Here is a 19902-nt window from a genome sequence, read left to right on the forward strand (position 1 = left end):
GGGTGGTCGAAACGGCCGTCGCCGGATCGCGCGGGGCGGGACATCGTGGTCCCGCGGCGCGGCGCCGTGCCGTCCTCGGATTGACGTTTCGTTATCGGCAGAACACGACGCGCTGCGTGTAGATCTGCGGCTCGACGACCGGCTTCGCGGAACGGTTGAGGTCGTCACGATAGGCGCGGTAGGTCTTGCCGTTTACCGTGACTTCCGTCGCAGGGGCCGTCTCGATCGAGCCGAGCCCGTTGCGCTGCCACCCGCTCACCCGATCCGCCGCCGTCACGCTCGACTCGCCGGCGATCTTCTGCGTGATCGCGCTGCCGTCGCTCCATGGCTGCGTCTGCATGTCCTCGGCGTGCTGCATCGCGCCGACCGTCTTGCCGGTCGATGTCGGCCCCTTCTGCGCTTCGAACGGCGCGCCACGGCCGTACACCGGCGATTGCCACGACGGGGCGTGACCTTCCTCCGGCATCATGTAGATCATCTGCGGATCGCCGATCATCATCATCGGCGCGCATGCCGTGTTGTCGGCGCGACCGAGCGTCGACAGCGCCTGCTGAACGCTCACGGCGTTCGCGGCGGTCTGCTCGCCCAGGATCACGAAGACCGCCGGGTTCTGAAATACCGACTGCGCCGCGGCTTGTGCGCTGTACAACAACAGAGCGACCAAAAAGATCCTCATGATTGAGGCCTCCTTGCATCCTCGTCAGGCAAAAAGAGGTGTTGACCTCGGGGATGGGATCAACACCCGTCAAACAGGCAACGACCGTCGGGCATCGGGGTCGAACGTCTCCCGTGCGGCCGGTGTTCCGGTCACACGGGAAACCGACCCGCGTGCTTACGACGACGTGCTCGTCGAGATGACCGCCGGAGCCGGCACGACCGGTGCAGCCGGGGCGGCCTGCTGGTCGACCGAAGCCGGCGGCAATGCTTGCGCCGGATCGGACAACGCGGGCATGTCGGCGGGCTGCGCAGCCGCTGCTTCCGGCACCTTCGCGTCGGCGGTCGGCATGTCGGCAGGCGCCGCGGCTACGGCAGGCTGTGCGGCTTCCGGTGCGGGCGCTGCCGCGGCGACCGGCGCCGGCTCGGCGGCCTTCGCATCGGCTGCCGGGGCGGGCATCGCGGCTTCAGCCGCGGGCGCCGCGACGACGGCAGCCGCCGGCGTCGTGTCCGCAGCCGGCGCGGCAGCGGCCTGCGCTGCGTTGTCGGGCGCGGCCGGCATCGGCTCCGGCGCCTTGTCGGCGACGGGCTGCACGGGCTCGGGGGCCTTGTCGGCGACCGTCGGTGCAGGTTCAGGGGCCTTGTCGGCCACCACCGGTGCGGGTTCCGGTGCCTTGTCGGCGACTGCCGGTGCGGGTTCCGGTGCCTTGTCGGCGACCGGCTGCACCGGCTCGGGTGCCTTCGTGTCGGCGACCGGTGTGGCAGGCGCTTGCGATGCCTTGTCCGCGACTACCGGTGCGGCGATCACGGCGGCAGCCGGCACGGCAGCCATCGCAGCCGCCGGGACGACCGACGCTGCAGGTGCGGCAGCCACCGCAGGTGCTGCGGCTACGGCCGGCGCCGCGGCTGCAACGGCGGGGGCCGCGACGGCCGGTGCGGCCGCAACGGCAGGCGCTGCCACTGCCGGCGCGGCAGCCGGTACTGCAACAGCCGGCGCAGCAGCTGCGACAGCCGGTGCTGCAGCAGCCGGCGCAGCGGCAACCGGCGCCATCGACGGCACGGGCACGGGTACCGGCACCGACACGGGTGCTGCCTGCACGAAAGACGTCGCCACCGGACGGGGCTGCGCCGGTGCCGGCGCGGCAGCGCCGAGCGGCGGCAAGCCCATGCGGTCGCGCACGATCGGATCGCGATACTTCACGTCGTCGGCGACCGTCGCTTCCACGCTCGGCGCCACGTTCGAACGGGCGAGCGGCGCGGTCGTGCCCGGGCACAGGTGCCCGGTCGCCTCCACCGCACGCCGGTTCGCGTCGCTCTGGCAAAGCAGCGCGAGCGCCACGTCGGTCAGGCCCATCGCACGGAATTCACGCGCATCGAGACGTCGCACGCAGGCCTGGTCGACCAGCGTCGTGCCGCCCGTCGCGCCGAACCCCGGGAACGACACACCGACGCTCACCGAGCCCATGCAGGTATCGGACAGCGTGGTCGTGAGGCCTGGCGCCTGGATCGAGGGGTTCGTCTTGATCGTCTGCGTCCCGGAGTAATTGACGTTTTCCGACGACTGGGTGTTGTACGGGTTGGTGCCGGGCGCGCCGGACGACTGCAGCGAATTGGTGCTCTGCGGCGTGATGCCCGAGCCGCCGCTCGTGCTGGACGGCATCGTCACGTTCAGATTCACGGTCGAATTGCCGCTGCCGCGCACCCCGCTGGAGCTGGTGGCATTGCCGCCGCGCGAGCTCGTGGTGTTCGTGTTCATGCTCGAGCCGCCGCCCTGGCTGATCGCCGTCGAGCCGCTCGACGACTGCGCGCTCGACGTCGAGTCGGCGGTTTGTGCCTGGGCACCGATCGTGGTCATCGCGAACATCGCCGCACATGCCACCTTGATCCTGTTGCTGTTCATTTCACTCTCCGGACGAGGTTTGACCTCCCACCCAGGCAACCGTACTAATTCCCCTGAATGCCTTCAGTTTTCGCTGCTTCCCCGAACTGCTTCCAGCCGTTGCCCAGCTGGGACCATGAGCCTGCCGACATGCCCTGCCACTGCTGGGCGTCTGGTCCGCCGATGGCACTGCCCGAAGAAAGCGTTTGTTGTTCTGACGGTTTGGTTGTCTGGTCAGGGTTGTTTGACGTCTGCAAATTCGATTGCACACCATCGGCAGCACGGTCAGCGCCATACGCCGTCAGAGACGCGAGCATCAGAGCGGCGGCAATCAGGTTCTGCTTCATGCCAACTCCTTACGTGACAACAATGCGGAAAAGAGACCAGCGTCGCAGGGAAACTGGTCCCCCCCACCCCTGACTAATGACTGCTCCCGGTTGCGCTCGAGTCGCCCTGGCTTCCGCCCGATGCGGACGGCGAACCGGCCGGGCCGGTACTCCACACGGTCGACGAGTTGTAGTGATTCGAGCCCGCGATCGCGCCCGACCCACCACTGCCCGTCAGCCCCACGGCACCCGCATTGGCATTGCCGTTGTCGTTCGCACCCGTAGCCGTGTAGTGGTTCGCGCCGAGTACGATCGTGGCGGTCACCCCTCCCGACAGCGCATTCGCGTTCTCGTTCGTTTTGCTGTTTCCAGCGAACGATCCGGCGGCACCGATACCGCCGCCTGCCGCGAACGCGCCTCCGTTCGTCCCCGACCCGCTGGCTGTCGAAGTCGAGTTGTGAAACGCGGACGCCGTGCCGGCGGAACCGGCGGGTGTCACGGTACTGCCTGCATTCGCGCCGGCCGTCGAAGTCGAATTGCTGGTATAGCTGCCGGAGCCGACCAGCACCGAACCGGAAACACCCGCCGCAACGGATTGCGTCTGGTTGGTCGTGGACGATCCGGCTGCCAACGCAGCGGACGAAATGACGGTGAGCGCTGTCGCTAAAAAGACTTTGGCTTTCATAGCAATTCCTTGCTGTGAGTGTGTTCGGCGGTGGCGGAGCCGGGTCAACCCCCATCGAGCGGAACCCGGCATCCGTACCGCCAGCCAATGACGAACGCTACGCGTCGCGGCTTAGTGGTGATACGTCCAGCCGATCGAGCCGGCATTCGCGCCGCTGGTGCCGCCTGCTTGTGCACCACCGAAGCCGAAGCCGCCGACCGACGACGATTGGTAGTGGTTCGTGTACGAGACCGAACCGCTGCTGCCGCCACCAGCCGTTGCGCCGGCTGCGCCGAGTGCCGAGCCGGAATCGGTTGCGGTGAAGTGGCCGAACCCGGCGACCCCTGCCATCGTCTGGCCACCGCTCGACGAATTGCTGCTCGACACCGTGCCGCTGCCGGCGAACGCTGCACCCGAAACCGCCAGAACTGCTGCTGCAATCAGAAGCTTCTTCATGGTCGACTCCAAAACGGCGTGGACGGAGTGAATCAGGAAGATCGCACGCCATCAACCTTCCTGACTTGAGCAATCCTAAAAATTAAGGATCACTATCCAATCAATAAAATCCTGTTGCCTTTTAAATCACGTTTTTTTGCGATTTTGGCCAGACGAAGCTTAGCTTCGAGATTTTTGGTTATCCAAATTTTTTTGGTAGGTGTTTTCTATTATTTTTATGAACATTGGCCTTGCATCGAAAACACCATTGCATGACAGACCGGAACGATGCGCACTTCTTTCCGGCTTGCGATATTCGATACCCCGCCGGACGGCATGCCATAAATCGACACCCCATTTCCGGAATCGAAAATTCGCGAATACATTAACCACCGCAAATTGCAGCGCCGCTTGAAATACACCTTTTACGCGAGCGACAAACGACTGCGTTGCAGCCAGGTGGCGTGTCTTCTCCCTGAGCTATCGAAGAAGCGTCTTCCGGATAATCCGGCCGACAGGCGTTCGATCTAATCCGGCCGGCGCCGGCATGGGCCAGGCGCGATCGAAGCGGCCCTGCATGGCCGAGGACGAATCGGCATCACGCTGTCCGGCACGAACAGCCTGATCCATCCGGGTGAACTGAATGAGAGCGAGTACCGCTGTCGCCCGACTGCCGTGCGGCGCGACAACCGCGCCAGCACGCGGAGCGCGCGGCGGGCAAGAAACCGGGACAGCACGACTCGCGAAGCTGGCACAGCGTCGCGAGCGTCACCCCGGCCTTTCCGACTCCCCCACTGATGCGCAAAGTACGCGCCGATCAATCTACAACTTATGGTCTTCATCGCCGTTTCCCCGACTGCTTATTGACGAGTTGGCCGCCCCACCGCTTTGTTACTTCGTTTCAGCCGCCCGCCGGTGCGTCCAATACCGCAAGCAGCGTGCCACGCGATATTCCACCGCAGATTGCGCTCGTCACATGCCCGCCACGGCGGCCCGCAGCGCCGGGAATGACATTTTTTGTTTCAGGAATGTATCGCAATAACAGTCTGACGCCCGCCCCGATCGTTGAGCGTCGCGACGCAATCGCCGGATTAGACGGACGAATCCGGCCCGCGGGCCCGGCCCGGGCGGCCAGATGAACGAGTGTTTCAAACTTGAGAACCGGGCTGCCGCGCAAGGCCGGCGGCGCGGGCATTTCCGCCTGCAAACCGGGGGGCGCGGCAGGTACGCCCCCTTCCCGTGCCATCAGAAACGAGAATCGATTCGCCCGACACCGCGCACTGAAAGCCCGACAGAGCAGCCTCCGGCACGTCTTCGACAGGCGTTTCCCCTGATGACCGAGACGGATTTGATTCATCCGTGAAAATACCGACAGGATCACACGCCGCTCGCGGGCCGAAATCGACCGTAAAAAAGAAAACTTTCGCGGCGGCGTAATAATTAAAACAAATGAAAAATCTCGCCCCCGTCACCCCGCACATCATTTTTTCACTTTCATTCGCCCTGCCTTTCACGCACCGGATCACTCGATTCGTGGCACATTCGGGAAACGTTTTTAATCCGTTATCCACGCATTTCTCATTGATGAAACATTCAAACTCAACACCTTTTTGACGACGCGATTCCCGCAAAAGCCTGATTTATCGTGCGTTTCGTCGTATCGAATCGCATCGATCCGGCAATTTCCCTGCTCGCTTTTCTGTCCCCACGATACATGCATGAAACAGAAGCGCGCATAGCGCGCGGCAATCGCGCCGCCGGCCCCGTGCGCATCGCGACGGCATCGTTCATGGCATGCCGATTGCCTGATCTCCGGCTCTCACCGAGCGGCACGCCGAGGCACAAGATCACGAACGGCGGCCTGCTCGTCCATCAGCGAATCGGGGAAAAGGCGATGAAGATCACCACCGATCGATCGACGTGCGCGTCGTTCAAGCTTCAACGGGGTAGTCAACGAAACCGGAGCGCCTGTCGCGGCGCTTCGTCGACCTCGGCCCATGCGAACCGGCGCTTGCCGAAGCGCTACCCGTGCGGCGGGATGGAACGCGTGCGCACCGCCGTCGAGCAAATCGACGTGTGGTTTCTCGAGCTGCTCGACGAAGGAGAAAGCCATGAATGACAGGGTCGCGCTCGAGACGCGCGCCGGTCAGCGCGTCCTGGTGACGGGCGGCGCCGGCTTTCTCGGCAGCTACGTATGCGAGCGCCTGGTCATGGAGGGCGCGTCCGTCACGTGCATCGACAGCCTGCTGACGGGGCGCAAGCTCAACGTCGCCGACCTGAAGGCGTCCGGCCGCTTCGAATTCGTGAAGGGCGACGTGTCGCTCGGCCTGCCGCAACTGCAGGTGGACGAGATCTGGAATCTCGCGTGCGCGGCATCGCCGCCCACCTACCAGATCGATCCCGTCCATACGATGATGACCAACGTGCTCGGCATGAACCACTGCCTCATGCTCGCGCGCAAGACGGGCGCACGCGTGTTCCAGGCGTCGACCAGCGAGATCTACGGCGACCCGGACGTGCATCCGCAAACGGAAACCTATCGCGGCAACGTGAACACGATCGGCCCGCGCGCGTGCTACGACGAAGGCAAGCGCGCGGCCGAGGCGCTGTGCTACGACTACTACCGCACGCACGGCGTCGACGTGCGTGTCGCGCGCATCTTCAACACCTACGGCCCGCGGATGTCGCCGCGCGACGGCCGCGTCGTGTCGAACTTCATCGTCGGCGCGCTCAACGGCGCACCGCTCGAGATCTACGGCGACGGCCGGCAGACGCGCTCGTTCTGCTTCGCCAGCGACCTGATCGACGGCTTCTTCTGCCTGATGAGCGCCGAGCGCAACGTCGGCACACCGGTCAACATCGGCAACCCCGGCGAATTCACGATGATCGAGCTCGCGGAGAAAGTGCTCGCGATGACGGGCTCGACATCGGAGATCGTGTTCCGGCCGCTGCCGATCGACGATCCGCACCAGCGCAAGCCCGACATCTCGGTGGCCTCGGCCGAGCTCGGCTGGCGGCCGGGCATCGATCTCGACGAAGGGCTGCGCCGGACCGTCGACTATTTCAGCCGTGAACTGTGGCTCGAGCCGGTGCTGCGCGTGACCGGGGCCACGGCATGAAAGTGCTCGTGACAGGCGGAGCGGGCTACATCGGCAGCCATACCTGCAAGGCGCTCGCGGCGGCGGGACACGAACCGGTCGCCTACGACAACCTGTCGACCGGCCATCGCGACGCGGTTCGCTGGGGGCCGCTCGTCGCGGCCGACCTTCTCGACCGCGACGCGCTGTCGAAGGCGTTCGCCACGCATCGGCCCGATGTCGTGATCCATTTCGCCGCGCTCGCGTACGTCGGCGATTCGGTGCTCGCGCCCGACCGCTATTACACGGTCAACGTCACCGGCACCTGCACGCTGCTGAGCGCGATGCACGCGGCCGGCGTCGGCAAGATCGTGATGTCGTCGTCGTGCGCGACGTACGGCATTCCGGACGGGCTGCCGATCTCGGAGCGCACGCCGCAACACCCGATCAATCCGTACGGCTTCACGAAGTACGCAATGGAACGGATGGCCGCCGATTTCGAGCGCGCGTACGGGCTGAAGTGGGTCGCGCTGCGCTACTTCAACGCGGCCGGCGCGGACCCTGACGGCGAGATCGGCGAATGCCACGAACCGGAAACGCACGCGCTGCCGCTCGCGATCCGCGCGGCACTCGGCACCGGCCGGGCGTTCCAGGTGATGGGCACCGACTACCCGACGCCCGACGGCTCGGCGATTCGCGACTACGTGCATGTGAGCGACCTCGCCGACGCGCACCTGAAAGCAACTGCCTATCTGTGCGGCGGCGGCCACAGCGTCGCACTGAATCTCGGCACCGGCAAAGGAACGTCGGTGCTCGACGCACTGCGCGCCGTCGAAGCCGTGACGGGGCGGCGCGTGCCGACGGTAACGGCCGCGCGCCGCCCGGGCGACCCGCCCGAGTTGTACGCCGACGCCACGAAGGCCGCGCTCGTGCTCGGCTGGCGGCCGCGTTTCACCGTGATCGAACCGATGGTCGAACACGCCGCGGCGTGGTTTCAGAAAGCACTGCAATTCGAATCCGGCAATTAAGCAAGTTTCCTTGAACGCCACGCAGGGGAATCACCATGAAGGTACGGATCGCCATCGTCGGCACGGGCTACGTCGGGCTGGTCAGCGGCGCGTGCTTTGCGGATCTCGGGCATGACGTCGTCTGCATCGACAACAATCGCGGCAAGATCGACGCGCTGAACGAAGGCTGCATGCCGATCTACGAACCGGGCCTCGACGCCGTCGTCGCCCGCAACGTCGAACGCGGCACGCTGCGCTTCAGCAGCGACCTCGCGGCGAGCGTGCGCGATCGCGACGCGGTATTCATCGCGGTCGGCACGCCGACGCTGCCGGGCACCGACCAGGCGGATCTGCGGTACGTCGAGGCGGCCGCGCGCGAGATCGCGTCGAACCTGACCGGCTTCGCGGTCGTCGTCACGAAGTCGACGGTGCCGGTCGGCACCAACCGGATCGTCAAGCAGATCGTCGAGCGCTGCGCGCCGGACGGCATCGACGCGGCGATCGCATCGAATCCGGAGTTCCTGCGCGAAGGCTCGGCGATCGACGATTTCATGCACCCGGACCGCGTCGTGTTCGGCGCCGAGCATCCGCGTGCGATCGAGATCATGAAGGCCATCTATGCGCCGCTGGAAGCGATGGGCCATCTCGTGCTCGCGACCGAGATCGAAACGGCCGAACTCGTGAAGTACGCGGCGAATGCGTTCCTCGCGGTGAAGATCAGCTACATCAACGAGATCTCGGACCTGTGCGAAGCCGTCGGCGCCGATGTCGAACTGGTCGCGAACGGGATGGGCCTCGACCGCCGCATCGGCGCGTCGTTCCTGAAGGCCGGCCCCGGCTGGGGCGGCTCGTGCTTCCCGAAGGACACGCGTGCGCTGAAGGCGACGGCTTCCGAGCATGCGGTGCCGCTGCGCATCGTCAGCGCGGCGATCGAATCGAATGCGCTGCGCAAGGAGCAGATCCTGCGCCGCATCGAAAAAGCCTGCGGCGGCTCGATCAAGGACAAGCGCATCGCGGTGCTCGGCCTCACGTTCAAAGGCCAGACCGACGACGTGCGCGAAAGCCCGAGCATCGACGTGATCCAGCTGCTCGTCGGCGCGGGCGCGCATATCCGCGCGTACGACCCGGCGCGTCCGCACGAAGCGTCGCGGCTGCTGCCGCAGGTCTTCATGGAGGGCTCCGCGATCGACGCGGTGCGCAGCGCGGACGCCGTCGTCGTGATGACCGAATGGAAAGCGTTCGAGGCACTCGATCTCGCCGACCTCGCGGATCACATGGCCGATCCCGTGATGCTCGACATGCGCAACCTGTTCAGCGAACGGCTCGCCGTCGACAGCGGCTTTCGCCGCTACGAGCGCGTGGGCCGCGCGTGCGGCGAACGCACGCCGGCCGACCCGGTACCGGAACAACCGCCTGCCAGCGAGGACACCCGGCTGCCACGCGGCCTGCTTCAAGACTGATGATCTGACCTTGACGGGAGAGCACCATGAAGAAGCTGGTTGCGTCGCTCGCGGGCGGCCCTGCGCCGGATACCGCCGACACCCCCTCCTCCGAAGCGGATCGCGCCGCATCGATGAACGCGGACGTTCCGCTCGTCGTCCCGTTGATGGACAGCGGGACCCGTATCGTCTTCCACCTCCTCGCGCTGGGCTGGTTCGTCGCGCTGGGCATCTTCTGGCGCTGGTGGTTGCGCGACGAGCACTACGTCGACGCCTTCCGCTTCGGCGTCAACTGCTTCGTGCTGTTCTGGACCACCTTCATTCCCGGCTACTTCATCTTCATCATCCGCTCGGCGGTCGTGCCGAACCCCGCGCTGTCGGTGCCGCGCGACTGGCGCGTCGCGATGGTCGTCACCAAGGCGCCGTCCGAGCCGTTCGACATCGTCCGCACGACGCTGCTCGCGATGCTCGACCAGACCTACCCGCACGATACGTGGCTCGCCGATGAGGACCCGTCGCCCGAGACGCTCGACTGGTGCCGCGACCACGGCGTGTTCGTGTCGACGCGGCGCGGCGTCGCCGCGTACCACCGGACGAGCTGGCCGCGCCGGACCAGATGCAAGGAAGGCAATCTCGCGTACTTCTACGACAGGGTCGGCTACGACCACTACGATTTCGTGTCGCAGCTCGATGCCGATCACGTGCCGACCCGCACCTATCTCGAGGAGATGCTGCGGCCGTTCGTCGATCCGGCAGTCGGCTACGTGTCGGCGCCGAGCATCTGCGACAGCAATGCGGCCATGAGCTGGAGCGCACGCGGGCGCGTGAACGTCGAGGGGCCGCTGCACGGCACGATGCAGGCCGGCTATGCGGGCGGCCTCGCGCCGCTGTGCATCGGCTCGCACTATGCGGTGCGCTGCCGCGCGCTGCGCGAGATCGGCGGGCTCGGGCCCGAGCTCGCGGAGGATCACTCGACCACGATGATCTTCAATTCGAAGGGCTGGCGCGGCATGCATGCGCTGAACGCGATCGCGAACGGCGAAGGGCCGCGCACGTTCGGCGACCTGGCCACGCAGGAATTCCAGTGGTCCAAGAGCGTGATGATCATCATGCTGCGCTACACGCGCCGCTATTTCATGGGGCTGCCGCTGAAACTGAAGGCGCAGTTCCTGTTCTGCCAGCTGTGGTATCCGCTGTGCGCGCTCGCGATGGCCGGCGGCGTCGTGATTCCGGTCGTCGCGCTGCTCACGGGCCGCGTGTGGGCGCACGTCGACTACCTCACGTACCTCACCTACGCGCTGCCGCTGGCCGTGCTGCTGCTGTGCGTCGTGACCTGGGCCACGCATTCGACCCAGTCGTGCCGCCCGCTGAATACGAAACTGCTGTCGTGGGAAGGGCTGTCGTTCGTGTTCGCACGCTGGCCGTGGGTCGTGCTCGGCTGCGTGTCGGCGGTGTTCGACTGCGTGCGCGGCAAGGAATTTCCGTTCAAGGTCACGCCGAAGGGCGGCGCGATCGAACAGGACGCGCCGCTGCGGGTGGTCGCCCCGTATCTGCTGATCTCGCTGTTCTGCAGCCTGCCCGTCGTCACGGTCGAGGATCCGCGCAACGCCGCCGGTTTCTACCTGTTCTCGACGCTGACGAGCATCCTGTATCTGGTGATCGCGGCCGTCGTCACGGTGAATCACGGCCGGGAGCAAGGGCTCCAGTGGTCGGCGTTCAGGCAGATGTTCTTCAGCCGCCTGCCGGTGCGCAACGCGCTGTTCGTGTTCGCGCTCGCGATACTGCTGTCGGGCATCGGGCTGCGCGCGCCGAAAGGCTGGCAGGCGATGCTGTGGCGCTCGGGATTGCCGGCCGTGGTCGCGCCCGTGCCGGGCGAACCGGTGAAGCAGCCCGAACTCGGCGCCTACGATCCCGACAACACGCTCGCGGGTGAGCGGAATCTCGCGTTCGACCATGTGTTCGTGTCGTGGAACGCGCCCGACATCCGCGCGGAAATCGACGATGCGTACCGAAACGCGCAGGCGCGCAACCGCTCGCTGATGCTGACCGTCGAGCCCTGGGCGGCCGGCGACACGCGGCCAGGCGCGCTGCTCGACGATATCGCGCACGGGCGCTACGACGCGCGGATCGCGGCCACCTGCTCGGCGCTCGCCGCGTTGAAAAGCCCCGTGTTCGTGCGCTGGGGCCACGAGATGGAGGCCGACACCGGGCGCTATCCGTGGGCCATCGGCGATGCATCGGCCTACGTGCAGGCGTACCGGCGGGTCGTGACCGCCTGCCGCGCGATGACCGACCAGATCCGCTTCGTGTGGTCGCCGGCCGGCAACCGGAACCTCGACGACTATTTCCCGGGCCGCGGCTATGTGGACGACATCGGCCTGTCCGTGTTCGACTGCCCACGCTGCGCGATCTGGCCGACCGGCGGCCATGCGTCCGCCGCGAGCGTCCTGCGGACCAAGTACGAGCGGGTGGCCGACTACGGGCTGCCGGTGATGGTCACGGAACTCGGCGTCGATGGGTCGAATGCGCGCAAGCGCGCGGCCCTCGACGAATTCCAGCGGTCGCTGTGGCGCTATCCGCTGCTGAAGGCCGTGGTGTATTTCAACGCGGTCGATACGCCCGGCGCGTGGCCCGCGCATTACGTGCCGGACTGGCGGATCGCGCCGGCCTTCCTGCAGACGACGGTGGTCGCCAGGTGACCGGTGCGGCGATCGACGGCGCGCCGGCTTTCAGCAATCGGCCGTCAGCCGAGCAGTTCCTTCCTGCGCAACTGCGCGACGTCGCGCATCGGCGGCGCGCCGAACAGCCGGCTGTATTCGCGGCTGAACTGCGACGCGCTTTCGTAGCCGACGACGGCGGCCACCGACCCGACGTCGCCGCCCTGCCGCAGCAGCAGCCGTCGCGCCTCGTGCAACCGTAACTGCTTCTGGTACTGCAGCGGGCTCAGCGTCGTCACGTGCTTGAAATGATGGTGCAGCGACGACACGCTCATGTTGACCGCCTGCGCGAGCGACTCGACGCGCATCGGCTCCGCGAAGTGATCGCGGATCCATTCGATCGCGCGGGCGATCCGGTGCGTCTGGCTGCCCGCGATCGCCATGTGCCGCAGCCGCGTGCCCTGCCCGCTCGTCATCAGCCGGTACAGCAGTTCCTTTTCGATCAGCGGCGCGACGACCGCAATGTCGGCCGGCGTATCGAGCAGCCGCATCAGCCGCAGCGCGGCATCGAGCAGCGGCGGCGTCAGCTCGGCGAGCGCGATCCCCTCGCCTTCGGGGCCCGCATCGGGTTCGGGCAGCCGCATCTCGGCCGCGAGTTCGACGATGCGCTGCGGATCGAGCGTCAGCGACAGGCACAGGTACGGCGCGTCCGGTGACGCGGACGTCACGCGCGACAGGATCGGCAAGTCGATGGAGGTAATCAGGCAATTCTGCGCGTCGTACTCGTAAGCCTGGCCGGCCACGATCACGCGCTTCGAGCCCTGCGCGGCGATCACGAGCGCGGCCCGCGACACGCCGCAGCCGAGATCGACCGGCCGCGTGTGCCGGTGCAGCATCAAACCCGGCACGGCCGTTGAATGCGAGCCGTCCGCGGGCGCGAAGCGGCTGATCAGCGTCGCCAGCTCGCGCTGCCCGGATGCGCGCGACGCCACGATATCGGTCATGTCCATGACGCTTCCTCGATCAATTTCCTCATGTCGCGGGAGCATAGCGAAACCGCCCGCCGCCTGCCGGGGATTTGCAGGATTGTTCAATAAATTTGCAGGATTGGGTAGACGCAAAAACCGGCCGCTCGCGCACACTCAGGGCCTGCTCACGCTCATAGCGGGCTTGCGAACGTGCGTTGCCGGTCGTAGTGCAAGGAGTGAGGAGCGCCGTTTGGCCGAGCCAAACGCCCCGAAGGAAGTCCCCTTGGGGGACAAGCGACGATCGACGCCGCAATACGGCCGGCAACGCACGTTCCCCTGTTTTGGATAAATTCATTCGTGGGGCTGGCCCCCAGAAGGGCCGATCGCGGCGTCATGCTCCTTGCGAATACGTCGAGTATTCGCTGCGTCGCATTCCTTGCGCTCGGCCCTTCTGGGGGCCAGCGCAAGCCCGCTATGAGCGTGAGCAGACCCTGTAACCGGGCGCATGCCGGGTTTTCCCCACGGAGACAATCACAATGCCTACCTCCTTTGTCCTGAACGGCAAGAACGTCACGCTCGACGCCGATCCGTCGATGCCCGTCCTCTGGGCGATTCGCGAACACGCGGGACTGACCGGCACGAAGTTCGGCTGCGGCATGGCGCAGTGCGGCGCGTGCACCGTGCATCTCGAAGGCCAGGCCGTCCGCTCGTGCGTGCTGCCGCTCGCCGGCATCGCGGGCAAGCACGTCACGACGATCGAAGGCCTGCAGAGCAAGCCCGCGCAGGCCGTGCAGGCCGCCTGGGTCAAGCTGCAGGTGCCGCAGTGCGGCTACTGCCAGTCCGGCCAGATCATGTCGGCCACCGCGCTGCTCGAACAGAACCCGAAGCCGACCGACGCGGACATCGACGCCGCGATGAACGGCAACCTGTGCCGCTGTGCGACCTACGCCCGCATCCGGGCGGCGATCCACGACGCGGCCGCGACGCTGGGAGCCTGACCATGACGATCGAACTCGACAACACCGGGTCGGTGCGTCCGTCGCGCCGCACGTTCCTGAAGGCCGCGGGCGCCGCGACCGCCGTCAGCCTGACCATCGGCTTCGACTTCAGCGGCTTCGGCCGCCGCGCGCTCGCCGCGACCGCGCCCGCCGCCGGTTTCGCGCCGAACGCGTTCCTGCGCATCACGCCCGACGGCACCGTCACGGTCATCGCGAAGCACGTCGAAATGGGCCAGGGCGCGTATACGGGCATCGCGACGATCGTCGCCGAGGAGCTCGACGCCGACTGGTCGCACGTGCGCGTCGAAAGCGCGCCGGCCGATGCGAAACGCTACGCGAACCTCGCGTTCGGCACGATGCAGGGGACGGGCGGCAGCTCGGCCATGTCGAACTCGTGGCAGCAGCTGCGCGAAGCCGGCGGCAAGGCCCGCGCGATGCTGGTATCGGCCGCGGCGGCCCGCTGGAAGGTGCCCGCGAGCGAGCTGACGACGGCCAATGGCGTCGTCACGCATGCGAAGAGCGGCAAGACGGCCGCGTACGGCACGCTCGTCGCCGATGCGGCGAAGCTGCCGGTGCCGGACAAGGTCACGCTGAAGCAGCCGGCCGATTTCAAGCTGATCGGTCACCCCATTCCGCGCGTCGACGCGTCGGCCAAATCGAACGGCACCGCGCATTTCACGCTCGACACGACCGTCCCCGGCATGCGCGTCGCGCTGCTGCAGCGCCCGCCCCGCTTCGGCGCGAAGGTGAAGTCGTTCGACGCGACGGCGGCCAAGGCCGTGCCGGGCGTCGTGTCGGTCGTGCAGGTGCCGGGCGGCGTCGCCGTCGTCGGCACCGGCTTCTGGGCCGCGAAACAGGGCCGCGACGCGCTGAAGATCGAATGGGACGAAACGAACGCCGAAAAGCGCGGCTCGGACGAGATCATGCGCGAATACCGGCAGCTTGCCGACAAGCCGGGCACGTCGGCGCGCAAGGACGGCGATGCCGATGCGGCGATCACGGGCGCGGCGCGCAAGATCAGCGCCACGTACGAATTCCCGTATCTCGCGCACGCGCCGATGGAGCCGCTCGACGCGGTCGTCAAGCTGACGGCGAACAGCTGCGAGATCTGGGCCGGCGACCAGTTCCAGACCGTCGACCAGGCCAACGCGGCCCGGACGGCCGGCCTGAAGCCCGAGCAGGTGCAGATCCACACGCTGTACGCGGGCGGCAGCTTCGGCCGGCGCGCGAACGCGTGGTCGGACTACGTGGTCGAGGCCGTGTCGATCGCGAAGGCGCTCGGCGCGGACGGCAAGCCCGTCAAGCTGCAGTGGACGCGCGAGGACGACATCCAGGGCGGCTTCTACCGGCCGATGTACTTCCACAAGCTCGACGCGGGGCTGACCGCGGACGGCAAGCTGGTCGGCTGGCGCCACCGGATCGTCGGCCAGTCGATCCTCGCCGGCACGCCGTTCGAGGCGTTCATGGTGAAGAACGGCGTCGACGCCACCTCGGTCGAGGGCGCGGCGAACCTGCCGTACGCGGTGCCGAACGTGTCGGTCGAACTCACCACCACCAAGGTCGGCCTGCCCGTGCTGTGGTGGCGCGTGGTCGGCAGCTCGCACACGGCGTACGCTGTCGAGGCGTTCATCGACGAAGCCGCGCACACGGCGGGCAAGGATCCGTACGCGTTTCGCCGCGACCTGCTCGCGAAGGAGCCGCGCATGCGCGCGGTGCTGGACCTGGCCGCGCAAAAGGCCGGCTGGGATCCGGCCAAGCCGCTGCCGAAGGGGCGCGGGCGCGGGATCGCGGTCGCCGAGGCGTTCAAGAGCTATGTCGCGCAGGTGGCCGAGGTGTCGGTCGACGCGGACGGCAAGGTGAAGGTCGAGCGCGTGGTGTGCGCGGTCGATTGCGGGATCGCGATCAATCCCGACATCGTCGCCGCGCAGATGGAGGGCGGCATCGGCTTCGGGCTCGGCGCGGCGATGCACAGCGCGATCACGCTGAAGGACGGCCAGGTCGAGCAGCGCAACTTCGACGGCTACCACGTGCTGCGGATGGCCGAAATGCCGAAGGTCGAGGTGCATATCGTGCCGTCGGCCGAAGCGCCGACCGGGGTCGGCGAGCCGGGCGTCGCGCCGATCGGGCCGGCGGTCGCGAACGCGATCTTCGCGGCGACGGGCAAGCGGCATTACGTGCTGCCGTTCGATTCGGCGGATAGCGCGAAGGCTTGAGGATGGGCCGGAACGCCGGCCGCGGGGCCGAGACGTCTCGCGGTCGGTGTTTTTAATTCAGGACGCCGGCAATGTAGGGTTCGATGTCGGCAAAAATCACCCGTAACACATTGATTCGTATAGAAAATCAATCGACCCATGTAGGGTTCGATGCAGGGTTCTCCATTCGGCCGCGGCGACGCTCCGCCGGCCGCGCCCCCCGCCTCGCCCGACACGTTACGTCGGACGTAACGCCCGTAACGTCGCCTGCCGATGCTACGTAACAATCCTTCACGGTTGTCCCGCCCCCTTTTCTCTACGCCCCACGCCTTCCGTTAAAAATTCTTTTAAATTCAAGGCTGCCGCGCCGCCTGCACGGGCGTCGCCCCCTGTCGATCCCCGGCGATCCGCTCCCTGGCCCGGAAGTTGCAGCACAGGACCCGCAAACACTCCTTTATGGACATGCGAGGGCCACCATGGATTGCAAATACCTGTACATCGACAACATAAAAATCAACTTCGTGCGCCGCACGATCGAAATCGACAACAAGATCATTGATGTCACGCCGCGTGAGTTCGACGTCGTCGAATTCCTGCTCGACAACATGAACAAGGTCGTGCCGCGGCAGGCAATCCAGGAAGCCGTGTGGGGTCGTGAACTCGGCGTGTCGTCGCGCACGCTCGACACCCATATCTCGCGTATTCGCTCGAAGCTGCAGCTCGATCACGACAAGAACCTGCGGATCATTCCGATCTATGCGGTCGGCTATCGTCTCGTGCTGTTCGGTGCGGCGATGACGCACGTCGAGCGCCACGAAGCCGCGCCGATCCTGCGCGTGGCGCCGCAGGCCGTGATGGCCGCCGACTACGCCTGACGCTTCCCCCGCGCCGCCCGCACGCGGCGCGCCGGCCACGCTCCCCCCACCGCGCTGCGGCGATCCGCAGCGCCTCGCGGCCCGCCAGCCGGGTGCGGCCTGCACGCCGCCCGGCCCGCCAGCCAGTCGCGACCCGACCGCCGCCTCCGGGCGGCGGTCGCTTTTGCGCGCCGGCAGCCGAACATCCTCACGCGTCACGCTTCGTCGCGCCCGCTGCGTCCATCGCCGCCCATGCCACCGTCCATGCCCGTGACAACGGATTCCGGCGTGACACGCGGCCTGCGTCGTCCCTACAATCGACGCAGCAGCCGCGCGCCCTCCGCGCCGCCGGCCCCGGAACGAACGGAATGACCATGAAGATGCGCGCTTCGCGAACCGTTGTCGCCTGCCTGTATGCGCTGGTTGCGCTCATGTGCGCCACGCCGCCGCCCGTTGCGCATGCAGCCAGCGACGACACGCTGCACGTCGCGTCGATGACGCCCGGCAATCCCGATGAAGGCAGCGCCGGGCGCGACACGCCGCCCGCACGCCAGCGGCGAATGGACGCCGCCGCGACCACCCCGCCCGAGCGCGCACGCCGGCAGGCGTCGCCCGCGGCGTCCGCCGATCCGCCTTCGTGCCATGCGCGGCCCGTGATGACGATGTGCCGCGGCCTGCACTCGAACGCCGCGAAGCAGCGCTGCATGCGCTGCCTCGACGAGTGACGACGCGCAGTGCGCCGCCTTATGCGGCGCGCTGCGCCTCCAGCCACGCCTGGAACATCAGCACCGTCCACAACTGGTGCTGCCAGTTCATCCGCCCGGTCACGTGCTGCCGCCACAGGCGCTCGACCGCGGCCGCATCGAAGAAGCCTTCCTCGCGCAACCGCGACGGCCGCAGCAGCGCCTCGGCCCAATCCCGCAGCGAGCCGCGCAGCCAGTGATCGACGGGCGCGCAGAAGCCCTGCTTCGGCCGGTCGATCAGCGCGGACGGCACGTACCGGTCGAGCAGCCGGCGCAGCAGCGCCTTCGATTGCCCTTCCGGCAAACGCACCGCCGCCGGCACGCGCCACGCGAATTCGACGACGTGATGATCGAGGAACGGCATGCGCGTTTCGAGGCTCACGGCCATCGCCGCGCGATCGACTTTCGCGAGGATGTCGGTCGGCAGGTACGTGAGCGTATCGATCGCCATCGCCTGCTCGGCGAAGCTCAGGTGCGCGGGCCACGCGGATACGGTGTCGAGCGGCGTCGCCGGCTCCTGCCCCGACAGCGCGAGGCGCTCCGGATGATGCACCGACGACATCAGCAGCCGGTACAGCCCGATGCGGCTCTCGGCCGTCATCACGTGGCCGAGCTTGTGCAGGCGATCGCCGATGCGCGCGGCCGATTCGCGTGCCTCCACGCCGCCCCACGCACCCTGCGCGACGGCCGCGAGCTGGTCCGCATGATCGGGCCGCAACGCATGCAGCGCGGCGGCGATCCGGGCGCGCACGGCACCGGGAACACGATGCAGCTTGCGCCACAGGCGCGGCGTCAGGAAGTAGCGTGTATAGCCGCCGAACAGCTCGTCGCCGCCATCGCCGGACAGGCTCACCTTCACGTGCCGGCGCGTCAGCTCGGACACGAGAAAGGTCGGGATCTGCGACGCATCGGAGAACGGTTCGTCGTAGATCGACGGCAGCTTCGGCACGACGCCGAGCGCGTGGTCGGCCGTGACGTAGAGCTCGGTATGACGCGTGCCGAGATGACGCGCAACCGCCTTCGCGTACCCGGCTTCGTCGTAGCCGGCTTCATGGAAGCCAATCGTGAACGTATCGACCGGCGTCGACGATTGCGCCTGCATCAGCGCGACGATCGTCGACGAATCGATGCCGCCCGACAGGAACGCGCCGAGCGGCACGTCGGCCTCCATCTGCCGCGCGACGGCCTGGCGCAAGACCGCGTCGAGCTGGCCGACGGCCTCGTCGGCGTTGCCCTCGAACGGCCGCGCGCGACCGTCCTCGATCGCCTGATCGAGCGTCCAGTACGCCCGCAGGCGCGGCGTGTCGCGCGCATGCTCGAACTGGATATACGTGCCGGGCGGCAACTTGCGGATGCCACGATAGATCGTGTGCGGCGCGGGCACGCTCGACTGGCGCAGGTACAGGCACAGTGCGTCGCGATCGATCGCGCCGTCGAAACCCGGATAGCCGCGCAGCGCCTTCAGCTCGGACGCGAACACGAGCGCGTCGCCGATCCGGCCATAGTAGAGCGGCTTCTCGCCGATCCGGTCGCGCGCGAGCGTCAGCACCCGCGATTCGCGATTCCACAGCGCGATCGCGAACATGCCGGTCGCGCGCCGCAACGTCGCCTCGACACCCCACGCGACGATCGCCGCGATCAGCACCTCGCTGTCGGAGTGGCCACGCCACGCCGGTGCGCGACCCGCGCGCTCGAGCTCCGCGCGCAGTTCGCGATGGTTGTAGATTTCGCCATTGAAGACCATGACGTAGCGGCCGCACGTGGATGCCATCGGCTGTCGGCCGTGTACCGACAGGTCGACGATCGCGAGCCGCCGGTGGCCGAGCGCGATGCCGGCTTCCGGATCGACCCAGATCCCCTGTCCGTCCGGCCCGCGATGCGCGAGGCTTGCCGTCATGCGCGCGAGCGTGCCGCGCGCTGTCTCCTCATCGAAGGCGACGCTATTCAGAAAGCCGTCGATTCCGCACATTGATTTGTCCGCCCCTGTTGACCAGTTCCGTCACGCATGG

General features: G+C 67.1%; 16 protein-coding genes and 1 pseudogene. 9 read left to right on the top strand and 8 right to left on the bottom strand.

The window, feature by feature from the left end:
• Window positions 1-91 precede the first annotated feature (91 nt).
• The 6 genes from CFB40_RS27675 to CFB40_RS38230 form a co-directional block, all read right to left on the bottom strand.
• Window positions 92-676 carry a hypothetical protein gene (locus CFB40_RS27675; RefSeq protein ID WP_089427062.1) on the bottom strand — a complete coding sequence of 195 codons (585 nt, stop codon included), beginning with the start codon at window positions 674-676 and terminating at the stop codon, window positions 92-94.
• A 156-nt stretch (window positions 677-832) separates the two neighbouring features.
• A complete protein-coding gene (locus tag CFB40_RS27680) occupies window positions 833-2554 on the bottom strand; it encodes a chemotaxis protein CheA (RefSeq protein WP_089432978.1) in 1722 nt (573 codons plus the stop codon).
• Between the two features lie 44 nt (window positions 2555-2598).
• Window positions 2599-2880, bottom strand: coding sequence for a hypothetical protein (locus CFB40_RS27685; RefSeq protein WP_089427060.1), 282 nt, complete (start codon window positions 2878-2880; stop codon window positions 2599-2601).
• A gap of 73 nt (window positions 2881-2953) precedes the next feature.
• Window positions 2954-3544, bottom strand: a complete 591-nt coding sequence (locus tag CFB40_RS27690) for a hypothetical protein (RefSeq protein WP_089427059.1) — start codon at window positions 3542-3544, stop codon at window positions 2954-2956.
• A 111-nt stretch (window positions 3545-3655) separates the two neighbouring features.
• On the bottom strand, window positions 3656-3979 hold the full coding sequence (locus tag CFB40_RS27695) for a hypothetical protein (protein WP_089432979.1): 324 nt from the start codon (window positions 3977-3979) through the stop codon (window positions 3656-3658).
• Between the two features lie 1127 nt (window positions 3980-5106).
• Window positions 5107-5589: a hypothetical protein gene (locus tag CFB40_RS38230; RefSeq protein ID WP_179255311.1), complete on the bottom strand. Its 483-nt coding sequence runs from the start codon at window positions 5587-5589 to the stop codon at window positions 5107-5109.
• A gap of 14 nt (window positions 5590-5603) precedes the next feature.
• On the opposite strand from CFB40_RS38230, the gene CFB40_RS27710 reads away from it, so the two are divergent.
• Genes CFB40_RS27710 through CFB40_RS27730 form a run of 5 tightly spaced genes read left to right on the top strand, consistent with a single transcriptional unit; the run spans window position 5604 to window position 12180 of the window.
• Complete coding sequence (locus CFB40_RS27710; RefSeq protein ID WP_256976907.1) at window positions 5604-6077, top strand: hypothetical protein; 474 nt, start codon at window positions 5604-5606, stop codon at window positions 6075-6077.
• Window positions 6070-7077 (top strand): UDP-glucuronic acid decarboxylase family protein, encoded by a 1008-nt coding sequence (locus CFB40_RS27715; protein WP_089427055.1) that lies wholly within the window; start codon window positions 6070-6072, stop codon window positions 7075-7077. Before CFB40_RS27710 ends, CFB40_RS27715 begins: the two co-directional genes overlap by 8 nt.
• Complete coding sequence (galE, locus tag CFB40_RS27720; protein WP_089432981.1) at window positions 7074-8063, top strand: UDP-glucose 4-epimerase GalE; 990 nt, start codon at window positions 7074-7076, stop codon at window positions 8061-8063. Before CFB40_RS27715 ends, galE begins: the two co-directional genes overlap by 4 nt.
• Before the next feature lie 35 nt (window positions 8064-8098).
• A complete protein-coding gene (locus CFB40_RS27725; protein ID WP_143329894.1) occupies window positions 8099-9502 on the top strand; it encodes a UDP-glucose dehydrogenase family protein in 1404 nt (467 codons plus the stop codon).
• Window positions 9503-9528: 26 nt separating this feature from the next.
• On the top strand, window positions 9529-12180 hold the full coding sequence (locus CFB40_RS27730; protein WP_089432982.1) for a glycosyltransferase: 2652 nt from the start codon (window positions 9529-9531) through the stop codon (window positions 12178-12180).
• Between the two features lie 44 nt (window positions 12181-12224).
• On the opposite strand, the gene CFB40_RS27735 is transcribed toward CFB40_RS27730, so the two are convergent.
• The gene (locus tag CFB40_RS27735; RefSeq protein WP_089432983.1) at window positions 12225-13148 is read right to left on the bottom strand and encodes an AraC family transcriptional regulator; all 924 of its coding nucleotides are present in this window, start codon (window positions 13146-13148) and stop codon (window positions 12225-12227) included.
• 494 nt (window positions 13149-13642) lie between these two features.
• Here CFB40_RS27735 and CFB40_RS27740 point away from each other — a divergent pair, with 494 nt between their 5' ends.
• The 4 genes and pseudogenes from CFB40_RS27740 to CFB40_RS27755 form a co-directional block, all read left to right on the top strand.
• A complete protein-coding gene (locus CFB40_RS27740; RefSeq protein WP_006480868.1) occupies window positions 13643-14104 on the top strand; it encodes a (2Fe-2S)-binding protein in 462 nt (153 codons plus the stop codon).
• 2 nt (window positions 14105-14106) lie between these two features.
• On the top strand, window positions 14107-16317 hold the full coding sequence (locus CFB40_RS27745) for a xanthine dehydrogenase family protein molybdopterin-binding subunit (protein WP_089432984.1): 2211 nt from the start codon (window positions 14107-14109) through the stop codon (window positions 16315-16317).
• 455 nt (window positions 16318-16772) lie between these two features.
• Window positions 16773-17171, top strand: coding sequence for a winged helix-turn-helix domain-containing protein (locus tag CFB40_RS27750; RefSeq protein ID WP_089427051.1), 399 nt, complete (start codon window positions 16773-16775; stop codon window positions 17169-17171).
• A gap of 512 nt (window positions 17172-17683) precedes the next feature.
• Window positions 17684-17875 (top strand): annotated as a pseudogene (locus CFB40_RS27755) (lytic transglycosylase); the annotation flags it as partial.
• A gap of 19 nt (window positions 17876-17894) precedes the next feature.
• Here the strand turns inward: CFB40_RS27755 and asnB are convergent.
• The gene (gene asnB, locus CFB40_RS27760; RefSeq protein WP_089432985.1) at window positions 17895-19862 is read right to left on the bottom strand and encodes an asparagine synthase (glutamine-hydrolyzing); all 1968 of its coding nucleotides are present in this window, start codon (window positions 19860-19862) and stop codon (window positions 17895-17897) included.
• Window positions 19863-19902 lie beyond the last annotated feature (40 nt).

Source organism: Burkholderia sp. AU31652 (assembly GCF_002223155.1).
GTDB lineage: Bacteria > Pseudomonadota > Gammaproteobacteria > Burkholderiales > Burkholderiaceae > Burkholderia.